The organism is Pseudomonas sp. GXZC, assembly GCF_026967615.1.
Taxonomy (GTDB): Bacteria; Pseudomonadota; Gammaproteobacteria; order Pseudomonadales; family Pseudomonadaceae; genus Aquipseudomonas; species Aquipseudomonas azotoformans_A.
Map to the genome: position 1 here is coordinate 2,443,218 of NZ_CP114115.1, position 13,113 is coordinate 2,456,330.

Consider the following 13,113-nt stretch of genomic DNA (forward strand, 5'->3'; position numbering starts at 1 on the left):
CTCACTTCAGTTCCTCGATCAATTCGGCCAGGCGTCGGCGATAGGCGTGATGGTTGAAGCGTTGCGCCCATTGCCGGTGTTGCTCGGGGGATGCTTCTTCAGTGCGTTCGCCGAGGCTGAGCATCAGTTGCGTCAACGCCGGGCCGTCGGTGGGCGAAAAACGCGGCGCCGAGGGCGGCGTGATTTCATCCAGCGAAGTACCGCTGGCCACCGCCACCGGGGTGCCGACGCTCAAAGCTTCGATCACCGGCAGGCCGAAACCTTCGGCATAGGAAGGCTGCCAAAGGCGCGAGGCCTGGCGGTACAGCGCGTGCAATTCGGCGTCCGACACGCCACTGAGTGCGCGTATCCCCGGCAGGGTACGCTGGGCCTCGGGCAAATGCTCAAGACTGCCCACCAGCACCAACTCCGGCACGGCGGGCGATTGCTGCCGCGCCCGCTGCCAGGCGTCGACCAGGAACGGCACGTTCTTGCGCAGCTCACGCGTGCCCACCAGCAACCAAAAGCGCTCGGGCAATTGGCGAGCGCTGAGGTCCGCCGCCAGGTCGGCAAAGCCATCGACCTGGTTGGGCAATACGCGAATCTTGCCGGCCGCCTTGGGAAACAACCGCACGGTTTCATCGGCGCTGTATTGCGACGGCGTCCACACCCGGTCGGCGCTGTGCACCGCGTAGGCAATCGACAGGCGATCGCTGGTCTTGTAGATCAGCGCCTTCAGGCGGTTGGCGTGGTAGTTGTTCAGTGTGATCTGAAACAGGTCATGCAACAGCACCACCGTGCGCAGCCCCTTCGGCTTGGGCGGCAAAGGCAGGCCCATGTTGAAGGTGCTGATGTACAAATCGATCTGCTGTTCACGCAACGCACGCGGCAGAAAACCGGCCTCGAACCTCAGGCGATTCTGCGGCTGGTGCATCGCGGTCTTGGCGCAGCCCCAGACCGGGCAATGGGCCTGCAAACGGGTTTCATCGCCCAGGGGCGCCACGGTAAACCGCTCAAGCTCGATGCCCGGCAGACCGTGCAGGGCGCTTTCCAGCGCGTACACCTGGCGGCTGATGCCCGATTGCGGCGAGGTGCCGACGGTGCGGTAATCCAGGCCTACACGCATGCGGGCTCCTTGTGAGTCAGGGGCGAAAGGCTGGCGTACACCTTTTCCAACTGGCTGGCGGCGACGCTCCAGTCATGGGCGCGGCGCACATAGGCACGGTAGGCTTCGCCCATGGGCGCGGCGGCGTCGGGAAATTGCAGCAGGCGCACCACGGCGTCGGCCAGGCTTGCGGCGGTCTGCCCGCCGAGGTAGTCCAGGCCTTCGACCAGGTCCAACCCCGACACGCCTTGCTCGGTACTCGCCAAGGGCAAGCCGGCGGCCAACGCCTCCAGCACCTTGAGCTTGGAACCGCCGCCGTGACGCAACGGCGCCAGAAACACCGAACAGCTCGACTGCAATTTCAGCAGGTTGGGCACAAAACCCTGCCATTCAATGCGCGGATCCGGCCAGCGTTCACGCCAGCTTTCGGGCATGCCGAAGCCACACACACTCATGCGCGCGTCCGGGCAACGCGCCCAGACCTTGGGCAGGATTTCATCCAGGGCCCACTCGATGGCATCCACGTTGGGCGCGTATTCGTAGTTGCCAAGGAACAGCACGCGGCGAGTCGACGGGTCGGGACGCGCGGCTGCGAAGTGATCGCAATCCACGCCATTGACCACCACCGACACCGGTTTGCCGGCGATTTTTTCCAGGGTCTGGGCGTCGCTGTCGGTCACCGCCACCACCTGCGTGGCCTGGCGCATCACCCGGCGTTCCCAGCGGGTATAGCGCCATTGATCGTAGCGAATGAACGGCAGCGACCAGCCTGGCAGGCGGTCATACGTGGCCGCGCCAAGCGCGGACTCGACATTGTGTTCGGTCAGCACGAACGGCTGGGATTTACGCGCCAGCGCATCTTCATACGGTTGAAAGGTGTACGTGTGCTCGATCTGCACCACATCCCAATGCTCGTTGAGCAGTTGGTTGAAGCGGTCCTGCAACGCGCCCGACAAGCCATTCACGCTGGCCAGCAGCGGGTAGGGCGCGAACAGCCCGGCGATCAGGGTCTTCACGCTGCGCAACGGGCGACGCGGCAGGATGATCAGTTGCTCGAGAAAGGCCTCCAGCACCTGGCGGTCGGTGAGCGACACCGGGTGTTTGTCATGCAGCAGCAAGGTGATCCGATGCCCACGCGCGGCCAGGCTGCGCAGCAGGTGGAACTGGCGCGTCTTGCCACCGCTGGTGGCGGGCCAGGGCGAGTAGGGCAGGATCCATAAAATGCGCATGGCAGGCCTCACTCCCATAACAGAATTTGCAGGTTCGACTTGACCGGAACGGTCAGGCCGTTGGTGCCGCTCACCGGGGTTTGTGTGCCGCGCAGCGGGTCGTACAGGGTGGCGCTGGCCAAGCCCGGCAGGTGCGCGTTGCCGCCCTGGGCCGCCCAGAAGAACCACAGCTTGCGCCCGTCGGTGCGGGTCCAGCCGATGCTGAACAGGCCGTCGGGCAATGCGTCGGCAGCCGGCGGATCGCCCGGCGTGAGCTTCGGCCCGCTGACATCGAGGAAGTTCTTCAGCGCGGTGTAGACCGGCTTGGGGTTGGTGTCGATGTCGAGCAAGCCATAGGAGCGGTCACGCACACTGGCGCGCTGGTCGAGGTCGCTCAAAGTGAACAGGAAAATCTTGTCGTAATCCATCGCGCTCATCAGCGCCAGGCGGCGCACCACGTAGTCGGCCTGTGCCTGTGGCGTGATGATGTCCTGAGCGTCTTTGGGCCCCTTATAGGTCGACCAGCCCCACTCGGTGCTCCACAAGGTTTGCACGCCGCCGTTGCGCAGGGCCTGGTTGAGCTGGGTGGTCTTGGCGATGAAATCCAGGTTGGCCGGGTCGTTGCCTTCGGGCAATTGGGTGTAGGGGTGGTAGGAGATGATCGTGTTCAGACTGACCACGCCCAGCGCGCCCAAGGCATCGAACATGGTCTGGCCGTTGGGCATTTCACTGAAGAACGCCATGCCGGCGGCGACCACCGGTTTGGTCGGGTTCACTGCGCGCAAGGCGTTGGTGGTGACGGTCAACAGGTTCGCGTAGCCGGCAGGATCTGCCACCGGGCGCCAGAAGCCGATCAGGTTGGGTTCGTTCCAGACTTGCCAGGCGTCGACGCTGGGGTAGCGCTGGGAGAGCAACGCCATGCGGTTGGCGAACACGTTGGGGTCTTTTGGCGGGTACTGGTCCGGGTACAGCGACAGCGGTGGCGCGCTGGTGATAAAGCGTGCCGAACCCACCAGGTAAAACACCGACTTGATCTGGTTCTGTTGCAGCTTGCCCACCAGTTCATCAAGGGTGGCGAGCTTGTATTGGTTCTGCGCGGTTTCCAGTTGATCCCAGTGCAAATCCAGGCGCACCCACTCCAGGCCCAGGGCCTTAAGGCGGTCGATCTGCTTCTGGTAACGCTCGGGGCTGAACCACAGGAACTGCGCATTCACCCCAGGAAATCCTTCCACACCACCTCCTTGCTGCCCTTGAGCACATGGCTTTCGGCGTCCGCTTGGCGTCCCCATAAGAATGCGGTCAGGCCCAGGGCGGCAACCAGCGCAAAGGTGGCAAGGTAGGTGCGTTTACGCGCCATAAGGGGCTCCGCTGATGGCCTGCTCGAAGAGTTGTTTGAATTTCTGCGCGGTCAACGGCCACAGGCGTTCGCGACCGATTTCCCCGGCGCGCTCAGCCCAATCCCGCGCCAGCAGTGGCGTGCGCGCCAGGCGCAGCAGTTGTTCGCCCAGTGCGGGCACATCGCCTTCGGGGTAGATCGCGCCGTTGCCGCTGGCGACTTCCTCGGCAAACGCGCGCGCGTCGGAGGTGATCGCGCCGCGCCCGCAGGCGGTGGCCCAGGACAACGCGCCACTGGTGCCGCGCTGGCGCCCGAGCAGGCCGAGTTTTTTCGATTCACGGTAGGGCAGCACCATCACATGGTGGGCCTGGATGGTCTGGGCGATGTCATCGGCCGGCAGGTTCAGGCGCCAGTCGATGGCGTCGGTCAGGCCCAGTGCCGCGATCTGCGCGTTCAGTTGTTCCAGGTAGTTGCCGCCCGCGCCAAACGCCATTTCGGCGGCCGTGCCACCGGCCAAGGTCAGGCGCACGCGGTGGCGCAATTCGGGGGCTTGCTTGAACACATCCGCCAAGGCTTGCACCAGATCTTCGATGCCTTTGCCACGGTAGATAAAGCCGAAATACAGCAGCCGCAGGGTGTCCAGTGACGGTAGCGGCGCCGGTGCAATCGCCAGGTTGGCATGGTTGATCACCGCGACTTTGCCGGTAAGCAGTTGCATGCGTTGGGTCAAGCAGTCGGCGCCCAAGCGGGTGAGGGTTACTAACCGGGTCAGCCCCTTGGCGACTTGGCGTTCTTCGCGCAGGGTCAGCGGGTCGGCCAGCACCACTGCCGCCTGGGGCAACGGGCTCGGCAAACGTTCCATCAGGTTCAAGGGGAAGGGCAGGTGTTCACGCCGCCACACGATGCGCTCCGGGTCATGCACGGTGGCGGTCAACGGCAGCTGCGGGTAAGCCTTGCGCAGTTCACGCAAGGCCAGGAATTCCCCCAGCCGCCCGCCGCCCAACTCGGCGTGCACCAGGTCGACGGACTGCCAGTCGAACGCCGCGATAGCGTGCTGGATCGCCTCGGAATTGCCCGCCACCCCGGCCAACGGTGTCAGCACCGTCACGCCGAGTTGTTCCAGTGCCGTGCGGAAATGGTTCGCGTAGTCGGCGATCCCGTTCTTTTCCGGCGGCAAGGGCGCGAGCAGGGCGATACGCATCAGAACGCTCCCCGGTATTTGCCGATGGTGTGCAGCACTTTGCCCGGCACTTCGAACTTGCGGCGGTTGATGATGATGCCGTCCACCTTGCCAAACGCGGTGTTGAGGATCGACAGCGCGTGCTCCACCACCGGCACGGTACTTTTGCGCGCTTCCACCACCAGGCCGATCAGGTCGGCACGGCGCAGGTTGACGAACGCCTCACGGTTGTCCAGCAGGGCCGAGGCGTCGAGCAGTACCACTTCACCCGGCGCGGCGGCTTCCAGCCCGCCGACCCGCACGTTGATGCCGTTCTCGTGCAGCAACTGGCGCAGTTGTTCGACCACAAAGGTCACCCCTTCGCCATGGCGCGCCGAGGTCAGGCCCAGGGTCAGGCCTTGCTCGGCAATGCGGTCGGGCTGCAGCAGGCTGTACAAGCGGTAGATGCTCGCATTGAACGCGTTGGTACTTTGCGCGGTGGAGGTGTCCAGCTCCGGCAGGGTGGTCCACAGGGGCAGGCCGAACTTGCGCTCCACCAGGCCACCGTCGTGAATCCGCTGGTCGAGCAGGTAGCACAGGTAGATCACCAGCAGGCCGACCACGATGGCAAACGGGATCGCCAACACCAGCATTACCAGGGTTTTCGGGAAGATGCGGCCCGGGTTCAGGGTGGCTTCTTCGATCACGGCGATGTTGCTGATCTGGCTGTTGTCCAACTCACGGTCGATGCGCGATTTTTCCAGGTTATCCACGTACAGCGCGTAGTTGCGCTCGGTGGTGTTCAGCTCGCGGGAGAGGCGGGCCAGCTCCGGTTCAATCTCCAGGGCCTCTTTGCGTTGCGCTTCCAGGTTCACCAGTTGTTTCTGCTGTTGAACCAGCTGGGTGCGCAGCGCCAGGTTGTTGCTGGTTTCATCCAGCAACACGCGCTGCAAGTGGATTTCCAGGGTGTTCGGCGCACGGTTTTCCGAGGCTTGCACGGTGCTGGCCTCGCTGTTGACCTGCACCTGCATCGCCCGAATCGACGCGTCCAGGGCTTTGACCGGCGGCGCGTTGTCGGTGTAGGTGCGCATCATGTCGGCCTTTTCCAGCAGCTTCTGGTTGAGCAGGCGACGCAAATCCTGCTGCTGCGGGTTCAGTGCGATCTGGCGAACCGTGGTGACTTCCTTGGGCTGGCCCTTGAGCTGGGTGCGCGTGCTCGCAATGGCACTATCGGAGGATGCGATCAGCCGCGTGGTATTGAAGGTCTCGCCGCGCAGCACGTTGATGCGCTCGGACAAGTCTTCCAGGCGGTCGGTGATACTCGCCGCGCCGATCTCGTTCAGGTGCGTGAGGATCTGTTCCTTGTAGCTCTTGATCTCGGTCGCGCTGTTGGCCACCTGGCCCTCATAGAAGGCATACAGGCTCTTGCGGCCCAAGGCCTCGGTGCGCTCGTTGATGTAGGTCTCGACCCAATCCTTGACCACCGCCTGGGCGATTTCCGGGTCGCTCCACTTGAACGTGATGTCCATCACCGTGGAACCGGCGGCGTGGCTCACTTCGAAGTTCTTCTCCAGGCCGGCGGCCAGGCGTTCGACCGGGGTGGTTTTCTCAACGATACCCACGGTTTCCATGACTACGCGCACGCCGTCGAACACGGCCCCCACGCCGCTCTTGACGTAGTACTTGGTGCGCTTCCAGAAGCCCTCTGGCGGCGGCGCGTTTTCGATCACTTCCAGGTAATGCTCGGCCACCGCACGCACGATGGGCCGGCCGGTGAGCAGGCGCTCCTCATCGACAATCGGGTCGCGCTGGGTGCTGGGCATCACCAGCGCCTGGCGGTTGCTGATCTCGATGGGCAAGGTCGAATCACGCCCCGGTTTCACCAATAGCCGCGCGGTGGATTCATACTTGGCCGGCAGCAGGAACGCCCCCAGCAGGATGATCACCAGCGCGGCAATCGCCGCGAGTTTGAACTCGTGCCGGAAGATGAAGAACAAGCGCAGAAGATCACGAAAAGAACGGATCTCGATCATGGGATGTCGCTCCTTTAGTTATTGCCGCCGCTGGTTCGGGTGTAGTTGTAGCCCACCCCAATGGACTTGGTGAACGGGATCAGTTGGTTCATGTAGGTATCCACCCCTTGGATGCGCTCGCCCACGTTGGATTTGGGCACGAACACCACATCGCCGCGTTGCAGGCGCACGGGTTTGCGGCCGTTGGGGCCGGTCTTGAGCAGTTGGCTGAAGTCCAGGAAGTACGCGCGATACGCGCCCTGGGCGTCTTCGCGCAGCAGGGCGACCATGCTCGCGTTGCCCGCCGCGCTGACCCCGCCGGCACCGAGGATGGCCTGCTCCAGGGTGTTGGCCGTGCCGAGCTGCACCGCCGTCGGGTTATTCACCGCGCCGCCGACGATGATCGAGCTGCCCGGCGCCTGGTTGATGTTCACCGTCACGCGCGGTTCGCGGTAGATGGGTGCGAGTTTGCCGGTCAACTCCGTGGCCAGTTCCGAAGGCTGGCGACCGGCGACCTGCACCGGCCCCAGGAACGGGTAGTTGATCTTGCCGTCGGTCTGCACCGTGTACAGCGTCAGCTCATAAATGGTGCTGACGTTGAACGCCGACAGCGTCGGCATTTCGCCGGCATCGCGCACGATGCGCAACTGGTCGCCGATGCGGATGCGTTCCACCGCCGGCGGCAGCTGGGCAAGCTGCTCAAGGGCGCGTTTGCCTTCCTCGACGGTCTTGCCGTCGGGCGGGACGATGCGTGCCGGCGTATTGCAGGCGGCCAGGGCCATCATGGCCACGACGAGCAGGGTTCGTTTCATCAAGGGGGACTTCCTGTAGGTCATGATGCTCACCTCCAATAACCGGGAAACATGCTGATGCGCCGCTTGAGGGCGAGGGGGAGGCGACGCTCCAGATGGCCCAGCCGGTAGCCGAGCAGTTTGAATGCACTGCGCACCAGCACTTCGGGGACGCGGTGCAAGGCCCCGGCTTTGCGCAAGGCCGCGAGTTCGGCCAGCACATAGCGCTTGCCTTCGCCCCCCGCGTCGCCAAAGGCCTGTTTGATCCACGGTTCGCGGCCGTAGAACACGCCGATATCAAAGTAGCGGTGAAACTCATCCATGAGTTTGTAATCGTGGGAGTGATGCACCAGCGCCGTGGCGGCGTAGCGCACCTTGTAGCCTTCAAGCAGCATGCGCGCAGCGACAAAGGCGTCTTCGCTACCGATCACATCCGCTGGAAAACCGCCCACTGCTTCCAGCACGCTGCGCCGGTACACGGAAAACGAGTCGGAACTGAAGCAGGTCTTGATGCCCAACTCCGGCGCATCGGCCAGGCTCTTGCTGCGGCTCTGTTCTGGGTAGTTAAAGTGCCGCGATTGCGCACCCAGCACACCGGCATCGGGGTGCGGCAACTGGCGGCCATACGCCACGCCGTTGAGTGGGTCCTGCTGCAATTCGGCGAGCAGGTTGGCGAAGGTCTCGGGGGTGGCGGGAATCGCGTCCTGGGTCATCACGATCAGTGCATCGCCGCCTACCTGTTGGCTAGCCCAGCGCCGCGTACCGCCGTGGTTGAAGTCGCGCGCGTCGATCACCTCGACCCGTGCGCCAAACTCGCGAAAGCGCGCCACGGTGTCATCGCTGGAGGCGCTGTCCACCACCAGCATCTCGTCAGGTTGCAGGGTTTGCATGCGCAGCGCCGGCAGCAGGCGTGCCAGGTGGCTGGAGGCGTTACGGGTCGGGATGATCAGAGACGTACGCATATCATTTTTTCACTTCAGCCGGGGCGCGCCCGTAGATGTCGTCGAAGCGCACGATGTCGTCCTCGCCCAGGTACTCGCCGCTCTGCACCTCGATCATCACCAGGTCGATGATGCCGGGGTTGGTCAGGCGGTGTTTGTGCCCGGCGGGGATGTAGGTGGACTCGTTGGCGTTGATCAGGAATTCGCGCTCGCCGTTGGTGATCTGCGCCGCACCGCTGACCACCACCCAGTGCTCGCTGCGGTGGTGGTGCATCTGCAACGACAGCGACGCCTGGGGCTTGACCACGATGCGCTTGATCTTGAAGCGGCTGCTTTCTTCCAGCACGGTGTAGGTGCCCCACGGCCGGGTGACCGTGCGGTGCAGGCTGTACGCCGGATGGTTCTGGCGCTTGAGCTCGGCGACGATGTAGCGCACATCCTGGCTGCGGTGGGCGTCGGCGATCAACAGGGCGTCCGGGGTGTCGACGATGATCAGGTCACGCACGCCCACGGCACCGAGCACGCGCTTGGGCGAGTCGATGTAGCAGTTGTGTACGTCATGCAGAATTGCTTCGCCATTGACCTGGTTGCCATGGGCGTCGCTGGGGGTGAGCTGGCGCAGGGCTTCCCAGGAACCGATGTCGCTCCAGCCGATGTCGCAGGGCACCACGGCGACTTGCTTGGACTTCTCCATCAGCGCCACGTCGATGGAAATATCCGGCGCGCTGCCAAAGGCCTCCGAGTCCAGTTCGCGCTGGCGCGAGGTCCTGTTCTGCAGGCTCTGGCTGTGGTCCAGCGCGGCGCGGGCGGCTTCGAGCACGTCGGGCGCATGGGCGGCGAGTTCGTCCACCAGCGTGCTGGCCTTGAAGCAGAACATGCCGGCGTTCCACAGGTGTTTGCCGCCGTCGAGGTAGGCCTGGGCAGTGGCCAGGTCGGGTTTTCGACGAAGCGTTTGACCCGGTTGCCCGTGCTCAACGGCTCGCCTTGCTCGATGTAGCCAAAGCCGGTTTCCGGATGATCCGGCTGGATGCCGAAGGTCACCAGGTAGCCGGCTTCGGCCAGGTCGCGGGCCTGGGTCACGGCTTCGGCGAACGCCACCTCGTTGAGGATCAAATGGTCGGCGGGCATCACCAGCAACTGCGCGTCGCCGCCGAAGTGTTCCTGCACGTGCAACGCTGCCACGGCAATTGCCGCCGCCGTGTTGCGGCCGAACGGCTCCAGCAACAGGTCCAGGGGCAGGTGGGCCTTATTGACCAGGCGATAGTCATCCAGGGTGCGGAACAGCAGGTCGCGGTTGGTCACCGTCAACACGCTTTCCACGCCGGGCAATTTGGCGGCGCGCTGGAAGGTTTTTTGCAGCAGGCTCTGGCCGTCGCGCATGCGCATGAACGGCTTGGGCATGTTCTGCCGGGACACCGGCCACAGCCGCGTGCCCGAACCACCGGAAATGATGCAGGGAATTAATCCGTTGAGGGTATTCATCAATAGACTTCCTTGGTGGAAAGGACGGCCGGGACCGTCATGAAGACGATGTACAAGTCAAACCACACCGACCACTTGGAGATGTACTCCAGGTCGTACTCGACACGTTTCTGGATTTTGAACAGGGTGTCGGTCTCGCCCCGGTAACCATTGATCTGCGCCCAGCCGGTGATACCCGGCTTGACCCGGTGCCGTGAGCTGTACTCGCTGACCGCCACTTCAAAGGGAATGCCGGCCGCCTTGGTCGCCGTGGCATGCGGGCGCGGGCCGACCATGGACATGTTGCCCAGCAGCACATTGAACAGTTGCGGCAGCTCGTCGATGCTGGTCTTGCGGATGATGCGGCCCACGCGGGTGATGCGCGGATCTTCGCGGGTGGTCTGGCGTTCGGCGGTGAAGTCGCTCTGGTCGGTGTACATCGAGCGGAACTTGAACACGCGGATTTCATTGTCGTTGTAGCCATAGCGATTCTGGCGAAACAGCACCGGGCCCTTGGAGTCGAGCTTGATCGCAATCGCCGTCGCCAGCATCACCGGCGACAGCGCGACCAAGGCCAGGCTGGCGAGCAGCAAATCCTCACAGCGTTTGATCACCGGCGACCAGCCGCGCAGCGGCAGTTGCGAAGTGTTGAACATCAGAATGCCGCCCACGTCGGTAATCTTGCTGTGGCCGTAGCGCAGGGCGGCCATGTCCGGCACCAGCATCACGTTGACAGACAACTGCCGCAGGCGGTTGACCAAACCGTGGATGCGCTGCTCGGCGGCCCAGGGCAGGCAGATCATCACTTGATTGACCTGCTCTGCGCGGATCAGTTTTTCCAGGTCGCGGGTGTTGCCCAGCAACGGCAGGTTGCTCAGTTCCTTGGGAATGCGCTCGGTGCGGTCGTCGATGAAACCGATCAGGCCGGAACGGATATCGCCGTTGCGCTGCAAGTGATCAGCGACGTGCACGGCCGTGTCGGTAAAGCCCAGGATCACCGTGCGTTGCAGGTATTTGCCGGACCGCATCAGCCGACGGTACAGGCGCAACATCACCAGGCGTTCAAGGCAGAACAGCGCCAGGCTGGCGACGTACCAGGTCACTAGGTTGCGCGGGGTCAACTGTGGGAAGAACTGCAGGATCTGGTACATGAACAGCAGGATGCAAAAGGCCGCCGTCCAGGCCTTGATCTTGGTTTTCAAGCGCAGCCGGTTGCTGAACAATTCTTCGGAATAGATGCCCAGAGCCTGGAACAGAATAATGGTCAGGACCGCGAAAAACACCAGCAGCCCCAGGAAATGGGCGCGCAGCTCAGGGTCCATCGGGTCCAGGAAGAGCACCAGGACCAGTGGGGGCAAAATGGCCGTCAGGCCATGGATCAACTTGACGAAAACAACAAAGAACTCAACAAAACCGGCGCGTGTTAAAAACAAACTGTCGACGGACGACTTCTTGAATCGCCCCTGGTTTCCTAGACACCTCCAAGCCTCATAATGAGGCCCAAATAGGAGGTGCCATGAGTCGTCAGCGTTACCCCGAAGAATTCAAGATCGAAGCGGTCAAGCAAGTGACCGAAAAAGGCAAACCTGTCGCCGATGTCGCCCAGCGCCTGGGCATGTCCGTGCATAGCCTTTACGCCTGGATCAAGGTCTACAGCAAGCCCCAAGAGCAGCGTCAGCAAGACGACGATCAGCAGGCCGAACTGCGCAAGCTGCGCGCTGAACTCAAGCGCGTGACGGAAGAGCGAGACATCTTAAAAAAGGCCGCCGCGTACTTTGCCAAGGAGTGCGGCTGAAGTACGCCTTCATCAAGAAGCACTCGACTGATTACCCGGTGCGGCGCCTTTGCCAAACCCTCAAGGTGCACCCCAGCGGCTACTACGCCTGGCTGGCCGAGCCTCAATCTGCCCGAGCAAAAGAAGATCAACGTCTGCTTGGCTTGATCAAACACGCTTGGCTAGAAAGCGGAGGTGTATACGGCTACCGCAAAATTCACGATGACCTACGTGAGCTGGGAGAGGAATGCGGACGAAATCGAGTCGGGCGCTTGATGCAGGCGGAGGGGCTGCGTTCGCAAACGGGCTATCGGCGGCGTCCAGGGTTTTACGGTGGAAAACCAACAGTGGCCTCGCCCAACCACCTCGCGCGGCAGTTCAAGGTCAGTGAGCCGAACAAGGTCTGGGTGACAGATATCACTTACATCCGCACCTATGAAGGATGGCTCTATCTGGCGGTAGTGCTGGATCTGTTCTCACGCCAAGTAATTGGTTGGTCAATGAAGCCAAGGATGTGCAGCGACCTGGCTATCGACGCAATGTTGATGGCTGTGTGGCGACGTAAGCCACAGCAGCAAGTGATGATTCACTCAGATCAAGGTAGTCAGTTCAGTAGCTCAGATTGGCAAAGCTTCTTGAAGGCTAACAATGTAATCAGCAGCATGAGCCGGCGGGGAAACTGCCACGACAATGCCGTAGCCGAGAGCTTTTTCCAGCTTTTGAAGCGGGAGCGAATCCGACGAAAGATCTACACAACCCGTGAAGAAGCCCGAAGTGATATTTTCGATTACATCGAAATGTTCTATAACCCTAAACGCCGACACAGCAGTGCTATGCAGCTGTCTCCAATAGAATATGAGAAACGCTATTTCCTGAGCTTGGAGAGTGTCTAGGAAACCAGGGGCGATTCATCTCTCGCATAAAAACATCCCTCATTGCACTCCAGACTTCGCTGTTTGAGGGTGTGTTCAATAAAGCAGCAGGCTGCTTTAGAGCTCAGATCAAACCGGCTACTCTGGGTAATACGCAACTTTCCATTCCAAATGCAGCTATCCATTTGAAGGGATTTTGCGGGGGTAGTGACTAAAGGAGTGTTCCCTTACTGTATTCAGTCAATGAATTGACTATGGTGCGGAGGTGGCATGCTAGACAGGTTAATGAGTCTTTTCTTCGGCATTTTATTGACGTTCCTTGTCTGAACACTCGGTCATTAGCTGTGTTTTTGAGTGTAGGAACAAATGTGAGATTTTTCCTGCTTAATGGAAAAACCTTTTTCGAAACGAGGTGGGAAAGGGGGACAGGCAGGGATTGGCAGGGCGCACTAAGTGCCCTGTCTGCGGGGCTTTC

8 protein-coding genes and 2 pseudogenes are annotated in these 13,113 nt (G+C 62.0%); 1 reads left to right on the forward strand and 9 read right to left on the reverse strand.

Features of this window, described 5'->3' with window-relative positions; translation table 11 throughout:
- Position 1: 1 nt before the first annotated feature.
- The 9 genes and pseudogenes from OZ428_RS11710 to OZ428_RS11750 all read right to left on the reverse strand — a co-directional run bounded on the left by OZ428_RS11710 (position 2) and on the right by OZ428_RS11750 (position 11,302).
- Positions 2-1,105, reverse strand: a complete 1,104-nt coding sequence (locus OZ428_RS11710; RefSeq protein ID WP_269133438.1) for a glycosyltransferase family 4 protein — start codon at positions 1,103-1,105, stop codon at positions 2-4.
- Positions 1,096-2,313, reverse strand: a complete 1,218-nt coding sequence (locus OZ428_RS11715; RefSeq protein WP_269133439.1) for a glycosyltransferase family 4 protein — start codon at positions 2,311-2,313, stop codon at positions 1,096-1,098. Before OZ428_RS11715 ends, OZ428_RS11710 begins: the two co-directional genes overlap by 10 nt.
- Positions 2,314-2,321: 8 nt before the next feature.
- Positions 2,322-3,649, reverse strand: a pseudogene (locus tag OZ428_RS11720) (GH39 family glycosyl hydrolase).
- On the reverse strand, positions 3,639-4,829 hold the full coding sequence (locus tag OZ428_RS11725) for a glycosyltransferase (protein WP_269133440.1): 1,191 nt from the start codon (positions 4,827-4,829) through the stop codon (positions 3,639-3,641). The pseudogene OZ428_RS11720 and the gene OZ428_RS11725 overlap by 11 nt, the downstream one beginning before the upstream one ends.
- On the reverse strand, positions 4,829-6,820 hold the full coding sequence (locus OZ428_RS11730; RefSeq protein ID WP_269133441.1) for a GumC family protein: 1,992 nt from the start codon (positions 6,818-6,820) through the stop codon (positions 4,829-4,831). Before OZ428_RS11730 ends, OZ428_RS11725 begins: the two co-directional genes overlap by 1 nt.
- A gap of 14 nt (positions 6,821-6,834) precedes the next feature.
- Entirely contained in the window at positions 6,835-7,611 is a 777-nt protein-coding gene (locus OZ428_RS11735) for a polysaccharide biosynthesis/export family protein (RefSeq protein WP_033899680.1), read from the reverse strand.
- A gap of 29 nt (positions 7,612-7,640) precedes the next feature.
- Positions 7,641-8,552, reverse strand: a complete 912-nt coding sequence (locus OZ428_RS11740) for a glycosyltransferase family 2 protein (protein WP_038845015.1) — start codon at positions 8,550-8,552, stop codon at positions 7,641-7,643.
- Between the two features lies 1 nt (position 8,553).
- Positions 8,554-10,013, reverse strand: a pseudogene (locus OZ428_RS11745) (mannose-1-phosphate guanylyltransferase/mannose-6-phosphate isomerase).
- The gene (locus OZ428_RS11750; protein WP_269134170.1) at positions 10,013-11,302 is read right to left on the reverse strand and encodes an undecaprenyl-phosphate glucose phosphotransferase; all 1,290 of its coding nucleotides are present in this window, start codon (positions 11,300-11,302) and stop codon (positions 10,013-10,015) included. Before OZ428_RS11750 ends, OZ428_RS11745 begins: the two are co-directional and overlap by 1 nt.
- 206 nt (positions 11,303-11,508) lie before the next feature.
- Between OZ428_RS11750 and OZ428_RS11755 the strand changes: the two genes are divergently transcribed.
- Positions 11,509-12,659, forward strand: a protein-coding gene (locus OZ428_RS11755) for an IS3 family transposase (RefSeq protein ID WP_096010408.1) whose coding sequence is annotated in 2 segments (ribosomal slippage) — positions 11,509-11,743 and positions 11,743-12,659 — 1,152 coding nt in all. Because the reading frame shifts where the segments join, the coding sequence is not laid out codon by codon here.
- Positions 12,660-13,113 lie beyond the last annotated feature (454 nt).

Coding starts and splice junctions, on each gene's coding strand:
- OZ428_RS11715 (WP_269133439.1), bottom strand. CDS start 2,313: ATGCGCATTTTATGGATCCTGCCCTACTCGCCCTGGCCCGCCACCAGC.
- OZ428_RS11730 (WP_269133441.1), bottom strand. CDS start 6,820: ATGATCGAGATCCGTTCTTTTCGTGATCTTCTGCGCTTGTTCTTCATC.
- OZ428_RS11740 (WP_038845015.1), bottom strand. CDS start 8,552: ATGCGTACGTCTCTGATCATCCCGACCCGTAACGCCTCCAGCCACCTG.
- OZ428_RS11735 (WP_033899680.1), bottom strand. CDS start 7,611: ATGAAACGAACCCTGCTCGTCGTGGCCATGATGGCCCTGGCCGCCTGC.
- OZ428_RS11710 (WP_269133438.1), bottom strand. CDS start 1,105: ATGCGTGTAGGCCTGGATTACCGCACCGTCGGCACCTCGCCGCAATCG.
- OZ428_RS11725 (WP_269133440.1), bottom strand. CDS start 4,829: ATGCGTATCGCCCTGCTCGCGCCCTTGCCGCCGGAAAAGAACGGGATC.